Below are 8,631 nucleotides of genomic sequence, written 5' to 3' on the forward strand. Positions count from 1 at the left end.
ACCAGGTAAATGCCGCCTGCGACGACGAAAGTCACGATCCAGCCGAGGCCGTTGTGGCCCAGCCAGGAGTCAGACAAAAAGCCCTTGAACCAGACGTTCTCCGCCGTGGTGCCGATGGTGGTAAAGCTGAAACCGAGGACGATAGCGATCGCCCAGGCACCAAACGCGCGCCACTCGATGCCGCCGCGATACCAATAGGCGCTGCTCGGGCTGACGTCGAGCAGGTCTTTGGGGCTGTAGTAGTGACGGTGAATCAGGTCGACCACGAAGATCCCGACCCAGGCAGTGATCGGCACTGCCAGCAGGGAAATGAAGGTGATGAACGGGCCGTAGAAACTGTCGGCGATCAGCATGAAGTAGATCGAGCCGGCGAAGATCGCGACGATATCCACCACCACCGCGTAGACCCGTTTGACCTTGAGGCCCAGGGTCAGCGTGGTCAGGCCGGCGGAGTACACCGACAGGTTGTTCGACAGCAGCAGACCGCCGAACGCGGTGATCAGGTACGGCACGGCCATCCACGTCGGCAGCATGTCGCGGATCGCCACGATCGGGTCAGTCGCCGACGCCAGATCATTGTTGCCCACCGACAACAAGCCGCCGAGAGTGATCAGCAGCACCAGCGGAATGCCCGCGCCGAACGCCGCCGACGCCACCAGGCGCACAGCCTTGACGCTGCGATGCTGATAGCGCGACATGTCAGCACCGGCGTTGGCCCAACCGATACCGGTGCCAGCGGCCATGGTGCCGATGCCGATGATCATTGCGCTCAGCGGTGCTGGCGTGGCGTTGAATACCGCGCTCCAGTCGATGGTCGCGCAGAGAAAACCACCGACGAGAATGTTCAGCGCGCCGAACACGTACGTCGCCCACTTCTGGATCACCAGCAGGGTCGCGTGGCCGAGGCCGGACACCGACAAGGTCAGCAGGACGAAGATGGCGATAAAGATCAGCGTCAGTAGCGGCGCACTTTTCGCCTCGACCGGCGAGCCGAACAGGATCGAACACAGCGACAACAGGACAAACGCCGCAGTGGTGGTGTTGACGGTTTCCCAACCCAGACGCGACATCAGCGAAACCAGCGTCGGGCCGATGTTGCCGCGCACGCCGAAAATTGCCCGGGACAGCGTCAGGCTCGGCGCGCGGCCGCGACGCCCGGCAATCGAAATGATCCCGACCACGGCAAACGAACCGGCGGCACCGAGGATGGCGACGATGATCGCCTGCCAGATCGCCAATCCGCGAAACGCCACCAGTGTCGCGCCAAGCGGCAGGCCGAGGATGGAAATATTGGCCGCGAACCAGACCCAGAACAGTTGCAGCGGATGACCGTTGCACTCCGCTTCCGGTACCGGCTCGATGCCCCGGGTTTCCAATTGCCCGACGCTTTGCCCGGCGGTTGATGAACTCATGAAGATGCTCCTGTTTGCCTTTTTTGTGGTTGTGGCAATGATGCAAAACGACAAGACAACCGGCCTTCCGAGGCCTGTCTGTGCGATCCATTGCGGGTTAAGTATTCGACTATGCAGTGCGGCCTTCGCGAGCAAGCTCGCTCCCACAGGGTATGTGAACGCCACAAATCCAATGTGGGAGCGAGCTTGCTCGCGAAGGCGGCAGCCCAATCAGCGCAAGGCCAACAGCCCCTGCACCAAAGGCTCAAGCTCCAGCTGATTAACAGCTTTCACCGTCTCGATCATCGGCTGCGGCCAGCATTCAAGCCCCAGGCAGGCGCCGAGCATAGCGCCGAGAATCGCCGCGATGGTATCCGTGTCGCCGCCCAGGCTGGCAGCCATGCACAACGCTTCGAATGCCGTCATTTCACCGATGGCCACTTGCTGGGCCAGGGCGAATGAAACCACCACCGACTCCTGCGAAGCCACCGATGTGCCGATTACGTCGTAGAACAGATCGGCAAGCAATGCTTTGTCGCTGTCGACACTGATACTGCGCGCCCAACTGATGCGCGAGGCGATGCGCCCGCCAGCCACCCAGTGCCCGTGCGCTTCGGCTTGCAGGGCAATCTGCTGGCCGAGGTTCAGCGCCTCGCCGAGATCGACGTCATTGATGCCAGCGGAGACCACCGCCGCCACCGCCGCCGCACTGGAAATTCCCAGCGTGGTGTTATGCGTCACCTGGCAAGCCTGCACGACCGCCGCAATGAAGCGCTGCGGATCGGCCACGTTCGCTGCAATGCCCACCGGGGTGATACGCATTGCCGCGCCGTTGGTGGTGCCGTAGCGCCCGGCTTCTTCCGGGGAATGCCCGGCGAGGATCATCTCAATGGCGCGTTTGGTCGAGGGGCCGAGCAAGTCCTGCGAGCCTTTGGCCTGCATCTCGGCTTCCCATTCGATCAAGCGCTGGGCGAGAACCGCCGGCTCGATACGGCCGTGACCTTCGACCAATAACTCGCCGACCAGGATCGCCTGTTCAGTGTCGTCCGTGATGGAGCCTTTGGGCATGTTCGCGGCGATCGGTTGCAGTGGGCCGGCGTCTTGCAGATCAGTGATCTGGCCGAAGCGCGCCTTGATCGTTTCACGATCGAGCGATTGCGTCGGCATGCCCAGCGCGTCACCCAGGGCCAGACCATAGAAAGCGCCAAGCGCACGGTTGAGCGCGGTCATTTCGATTCTCCGAATTGCAGGTGCAGACGAAAGTGCACCGGGTCGAGCAGGCTTTCGACCTGCTCCATGAAACGGTTCTGCCGGTCGTAGGTGGTGCGCAGGGCTTTGAGAAACACCGTGCCGACCGGACGGCCGAGCAGCTCGGCGTCTTCGGCATTCAGCGGCTCGGCGCCGATCCACTGATCGCCGCGCTCGCCGATGTAGCCGTAGGCGGCCAGGGTGATGGTCAGGGAATTGTCGATCAAACCGACGCGAGGCAGGCTTTCCAGGCCGCCGTTAGCTGGCATCAAGGATCGTTCGAGAGACACCAGCGTACCGTCGGTGGCGCGCCGGCGACGGTCGAGGGTGATGAATTGATCGGTGCCGAAACGCACCAACAGATCCGGGCGAGTCACGGCTTCGAGGCGCAACACTTCGGTATTGATCAGCGCCCCGCTGTCGGCCAACGCCTGCGCCCAGCCACTGCGCTGATCCAGCGCGACACCGTCGAAAGTGACGATGGAACCGACACCGCTCTGCGTGGCGATGTAGTTACGCCGCTTCAGTTCGGCCAGCGCCTCACGCAAGGTGCCACGGCTGACCTGGAATTCTTGAGCCAACTGATGTTCGCCGGGCAACAGAAAGCCGTCCTCCATGAGGCCGCTCTCGATGCGTCGGACGAGCTCGTCGACCACCCTTTGCTTCTTGTCGAATCGTACCTGTCTAATCATGTACAAATTGATAACCGAAACGGGGCGTGGCGGGCAAGGGATATTTGTGGGAGGTGACCGATGGGAAGAGCAAAATCAAAAGCCCCTCACCCTAGCCCTCTCCCGGAGGGAGAGGGAACTGATTGGGGGATGCTCAGGAGATACGCCGACCTGAAAGTGTTGCGCCGAATCCGAAATCGACCTGTTGCCGAGTAATTGTCGAATCCGTAGTCAACTCGGTATTTCACGTCGATGCAGAACGCAAGACACCTCGGTCGGCCCCCTCTCCCTCCGGGAGAGGGCTGGGGTGAGGGGTAGCTTTTGACGTTAGCGCTGTTTCAAGCGGTCGATGACCACGGCCAGCAACAGAATCGAACCACGAATCACATACTGATAAAACGTGTCGATGTTCTTCAGGTTCATCGCGTTTTCGATGATCGCCAGAATCAACACCCCGGCAATCACATGGCGAATCATGCCGATGCCGCCACTCAGCGAAACCCCGCCCAGCACGCAAGCAGAAATCACCGTCAGTTCAAAACCCTGACCAATCATCGGCTGCCCGGAAGTCATCCGCGAGGCCAGAATCACACCCGCCAGCGCACCGATCAAACCATGCACGGCGAAGATGATGATCTTGGTCCGGTCGACGTTGACGCCCGCCAGCAGCGCCGCTTCCTGGTTGCCACCGATGGCCATGGTGTTGCGCCCGTAAGTGGTGTAGTTCAGCAGCCAGCCGAAAAACAGGAAGCAGACAATGGTGATCAGGATCGGCACCGGCACACCGAACAGCTGGCCGTTACCGAAGACGAAGAACGATTCCTGCGACACACCGACCGCTTTACCGTTGGCGAAGATATAGGCCAGACCGCGAACGATCTGCATGGTCGCCAGCGTCGTGATCAAGGCATTGACGCGCAACTTGGCAATCACGATGCCGTTGATCAGACCAACGATCAGGCCCATCACCAGTGCTGCGCTGACCCCGAGAAACACGCTGTTGGTGTCACGCATCACCACCGCCGCGACCACGCCGGCACAGGCGATCACTGAGCCGACCGAGAGGTCGAAGTGCCCGGACGCCAGGCAATAAAGCATGGTGCACGCGGCGATGCCGGTGGTGGAAATCGCCAGGCCCAGGCCACGCATGTTCAGCGGCGAGAGGAAGTTGTCGATCAGCAAGGTGCAGGCGACGAAGATGCCGATCGCCGCCAGCAACATGACCCAGTCATCGAGGAAGCGCCGCAGGTCCAGCGGTTTGCGCTCGGTCGGCAGGGTTTCGTTTTGCGTAGTCATCATAGTCACCTCTCAGTTCGCCACGCCGTCAGCGCGGTGGCGTGGCAAAGCCAGTTGCAGCAGGTTGGATTCATTGGCCTGGTCGCGGCTGACTTCGCCGCGCAGGGCGCCTTCGCACAGCACCAGGATGCGGTCGGAAATGCCCATCACTTCCATCAGATCGCTGGACACCACGATCACCGAAATACCGTCGGCGGCGAGGTTATGAATGATCTGGTAGATCTCGGCCTTGGCGCCGATGTCGATGCCACGGGTCGGTTCGTCGAGCAGCAGGACTTTCATCGGCATCGATAACCAGCGGCCGAGAATGGCCTTTTGCTGATTGCCGCCGGAAAGGAACTTGATCTGCTGGCCGGCGTGCGGTGTTTTCACTTTCAGGGCCTTGATCTGCTTGTCGGCGTTGCCCTTTTCCCACAAGCCGCGAATCAGGCAGCCGAGCCCGGAATGCGCACCACGGGCACTGATGTTGATGTTCTCGGCGACACTGGCCAGGGGGATGATGCCTTCTTTCTTGCGATCTTCCGGGCAGAGCAGAATGCCGGCGGCAATCGCGTCACGGGGCGAGCGCAGTTTCAGCTCATGGCCGCGCAGTTCGAGACGGCCAGCGGTGTTGCGCTCCAGGCCGCTGAGCAGACGAAACAGCTCGGTGCGCCCTGCCCCGACCAGTCCGAACAGGCCAAGGATTTCGCCCTTGTGCGCTTCGAAACTGATCGGCTCGCGCAGGCCCGGGCCGAGCAGGCCGTCGACTTTCAACGCCACGGCGCCACGCGGACGATGGCGGTAATCGTAGATGTCCTGAATGTCGCGACCGACCATGCAGGTCACCAGTTGATCGTGGGTCAACTGGCTCATGTCCTCGAAGGTCCGCACGTAGCGGCCGTCCTTGAACACGGTGACGGCGTCGCAGATACGGAAGACTTCTTCCATGCGATGGGACACGTAGAGCACCACTTTGCCTTCGTCGCGCAGGCGACCGATGATCGCCATCAAGCGATCGATCTCGCGTGCCGAGAGACTACTGGTCGGTTCGTCGAAAGCGATAACGTGGGCGCCGCGCGACAGCGCTTTGGCAATTTCCACCAACTGCCGCTGCCCCAGCGACAAGCGTCCGACCTTGGTTTGCGGATCGATTTCGTCGGCCAGGCCTTTCAGGCAATTCAAGGCTTTCTGGCGCAGCTCACTGCGATTGATCAGGCCGAAACTCGCCGGCAGATGCCCGAGAAACAGGTTCTCGGCCACGGTCATTTCCGGGACCAGATGCAGTTCCTGGTGAATCACCGCGACGCCGCTACCGATGCTGTCAGCGGTTGACTTGAACGCCATCGCCTGCTCGCCGATCTGCAGCTCGCCGCTGCTCGGAATGTAAGCACCACCGAGAATCTTCAGCAGGGTCGATTTGCCCGCGCCGTTCTCGCCCATCAAGGCATGAACCTGACCGGGGTGGGCGACGAAGCTGATGCCGTCGAGCGCTTTCACGCCGGGAAAGGTCTTGCCGATCCCGTTGAAGCGCAGGCTGCCGCTGGCGCCATGTTGTTCTTGTGTCTGTACTTGCGCGTGCATAAAGCCACCTCTTCACACCGAAAAACGGCCCGGCTGCCCGGGCCGTCGCTGCCTCAGTTCCACAAGCCGATTTTTTCCAGCTCTTGCTTGAAGTTTTCGCGGGTGATCAGGGTGACGTCATCCATGGCGGTGTACTTCGGCGGCTCTTTGCCGGCGGTGATCCACTCGTACATCATCTCGGCGGTCTTGTAGCCTTCGATGTGCGGGCTTGGCAGCATCGAACCGAAGAAGCCGCTGTTAGGCTTTTTCAACTCGCCGATGGCGTCGGTGCCGTTGATGCCGATGCCGATCACGTTGCTCGCGGCAAACCCGGCCGCTTCGGTGGCGCGCACGCCGCCGAGCACGGTGTTGTCGTTCATGCCGCCGATGATCAGGTTTTTCGCCGCGCTCGGCAGTTTCACCAGCGCCGAGTTGGTGGCGTCCATGCTGCCCGGTACGTCGAGGGTTTTCAGTGCGGCGAAGAGGATGTGATCCTCCGGCATGCCGGCCTTCTTCAGGGCATCGACCGAGCCGTCGGTGCGCTTCTTGCCGGTGTCGAGTTCGTTGTAGGTATTGACCACCGCATAGGTGTCTTTCCAGTCCCAGTTACGCTTCTTCGCTTCGGCAGCCATGGCGGCGCCCTGCTTCTGGCCGACTTCAAACGCTGCCATGCCCAGGTACGGCACGTCTTCCATGAATTTGCCGTTGGCGTCGACAAAACGGTCGTCGACGGCAATTACTTTCAGGTCATTGATCTTGGCTTTGGCCATGATGGCCGGGCCGAGGGACACGTCCGGCGGGCAGATCACGAAACCCTTGGCGCCGTTGGCGGCCAGGCTGTCGATGGCCGAGAGGGTCTTCTCGCCATCCGGCACCGCGATCTTGATCAATTCAAAGCCTTTGTCCTTGGCGGCTTTTTCGGCAAAAGCCCATTCGGTCTGGAACCACGGTTCTTCGGCCTGCTTGACCAGAAAACCGATCTTCACCGCGTCGGCGGCGAGCAGCGCACTGCTCAGGCTGAACGCAGTGACCGCCAGGGCAGTGCTGCACAGGGTACGAATCCCGAAACGACGTTTCATCAGATGACTCCTTGTTATTTTTTTTGAGCAAGGTTTGAAAAGCGTTGAAGCGTGTTCTCAATGAAGCTGGTTGAAAATAGTCATATCGTATGATGATTGGATTTCAAGCGTAGTTCAGCGCTGGAAATCCGTTTCATTCAGTCGTGGTACATCACCGAGCGACCACCATCGATGGTGATGCACGAAGCGTTGATAAACGGTGCCTCATCGCTGGCCAGGAACACTGCCGTCATCGCCACCTCGATCGGCTGGCCGATGCGCTTGGGCGGATGCAGATCAAAGGCGCGCTGCCGTTCGGCGTGCGGATCGGCAAAGCCGTTCCAGTAATCGACGTTCAATTGCGTTTCGATGTAGCCCGGCGCGATGGCGTTGACGCGAATGCCCTTGGCCGCGTATTCGATGCCGAGGGCGCGGGTCAGGCCGAGCAGGCCATGCTTGGCCACCGGGTACGGGAAGCAACCGGGAATGATGTGGCTGGAATGGGTCGAGGCGATGTTGATGATGCTGCCCACACCCTGCTCGATCATCTGCGGCAGCACGGCTTTGCAGCCATACCAGGCGCCGTCCAGATCGATGGCGAAGCAGCGGCGCCAGTCTTCTTCGGTCATCTGTAAAGGATCGCGGAACACATTGACCCCGGCACAGTTGACCAACACATCGATGCGGCCATGCAATTCCACCGCGCGTCGGGCCAGGGCATGCAGATCCTGCTGATTCGATACGTCGACCTTGAGCGCCTGCACGTCATGGCCCTGATCGCGCCAGTGAGCGGCGACCTGCTCGACCTTGTCGGCCTGAATGTCGCTGATGAGTAATCTGGCTTGCTGCGAGGCGAACGCGGCAACGATAGCTTCGCCGATGCCCTGAGCGGCCCCGGTCAACAGCACGACCTTGTTTTTCAGGCGCTCGCCTTTCGGCGGCGCCGGCACTGGTGGCAATGTCAGCGCTTCAGCCACGGCTCAGGCCTCCTGCACGCAGGCGCAAAAAAACCGGGCACTGGTCGATGTCCGGTTCTGACGGCTGGGGAAAACAAACAGGCAAGCGTCGCCGACGGCATTAAGCCGTGACGAAAGGCGGATCCCGCTTGCGCGGGCAACAAGAATTCGCTGCATCACTTCACCTGTTTTGTTCTTTTTAAGTGTGAGTGCGTGTTACTGCTGGAGCCGACTATAAACCCGACCGCCAAATAATCTCAATATATAATTTTGCATCCCATATTTTGGGATCTAACCAGCAAAACGCGTACAGAGTTTTCCTGCAACATCAACGCGCATGCTCAGCACCGCACCGTCAAAAGGATGATTCAGCGGGCTCTTGGCACTGGTGATAAACAGGGTTTTCAAGTCTTCGCCACCAAACACGCAACTGGTCGGGCGACTGACCGGCAGATCGATTTTGCGATCCACC

8 protein-coding genes are annotated in these 8,631 nt (G+C 60.5%); all 8 read right to left on the reverse strand.

Translation table 11 applies throughout. The features are described 5' to 3' along the window. A partial coding sequence (locus OQK_RS02555; RefSeq protein WP_038861077.1) for a purine-cytosine permease family protein occupies positions 1-1,412 on the reverse strand: 1,412 nt, incomplete at its 3' end. A gap of 210 nt (positions 1,413-1,622) precedes the next feature. After that, entirely contained in the window at positions 1,623-2,621 is a 999-nt protein-coding gene (locus OQK_RS02560) for an ADP-ribosylglycohydrolase family protein (RefSeq protein WP_016770969.1), read from the reverse strand. Next, positions 2,618-3,331 (reverse strand): GntR family transcriptional regulator, encoded by a 714-nt coding sequence (locus OQK_RS02565; RefSeq protein ID WP_016770970.1) that lies wholly within the window; start codon positions 3,329-3,331, stop codon positions 2,618-2,620. Before OQK_RS02565 ends, OQK_RS02560 begins: the two co-directional genes overlap by 4 nt. 306 nt (positions 3,332-3,637) lie before the next feature. Next, a complete protein-coding gene (araH, locus tag OQK_RS02570) occupies positions 3,638-4,606 on the reverse strand; it encodes an L-arabinose ABC transporter permease AraH (protein ID WP_038861078.1) in 969 nt (322 codons plus the stop codon). A 12-nt stretch (positions 4,607-4,618) separates the two neighbouring features. Continuing rightward, on the reverse strand, positions 4,619-6,166 hold the full coding sequence (gene araG, locus OQK_RS02575; RefSeq protein ID WP_016770972.1) for an L-arabinose ABC transporter ATP-binding protein AraG: 1,548 nt from the start codon (positions 6,164-6,166) through the stop codon (positions 4,619-4,621). A gap of 53 nt (positions 6,167-6,219) precedes the next feature. Further along, positions 6,220-7,224 (reverse strand): substrate-binding domain-containing protein, encoded by a 1,005-nt coding sequence (locus tag OQK_RS02580; protein ID WP_016770973.1) that lies wholly within the window; start codon positions 7,222-7,224, stop codon positions 6,220-6,222. Positions 7,225-7,361: 137 nt separating this feature from the next. Further along, the gene (locus OQK_RS02585) at positions 7,362-8,180 is read right to left on the reverse strand and encodes an SDR family oxidoreductase (RefSeq protein ID WP_016770974.1); all 819 of its coding nucleotides are present in this window, start codon (positions 8,178-8,180) and stop codon (positions 7,362-7,364) included. A gap of 270 nt (positions 8,181-8,450) precedes the next feature. Further along, positions 8,451-8,631 (reverse strand): SMP-30/gluconolactonase/LRE family protein (locus OQK_RS02590; protein WP_162098716.1); only part of this gene is annotated, 181 nt, incomplete at its 5' end.

This window comes from Pseudomonas sp. R62 (assembly GCF_000257605.1).
Taxonomy (GTDB): domain Bacteria; phylum Pseudomonadota; class Gammaproteobacteria; order Pseudomonadales; family Pseudomonadaceae; genus Aquipseudomonas; species Aquipseudomonas atacamensis.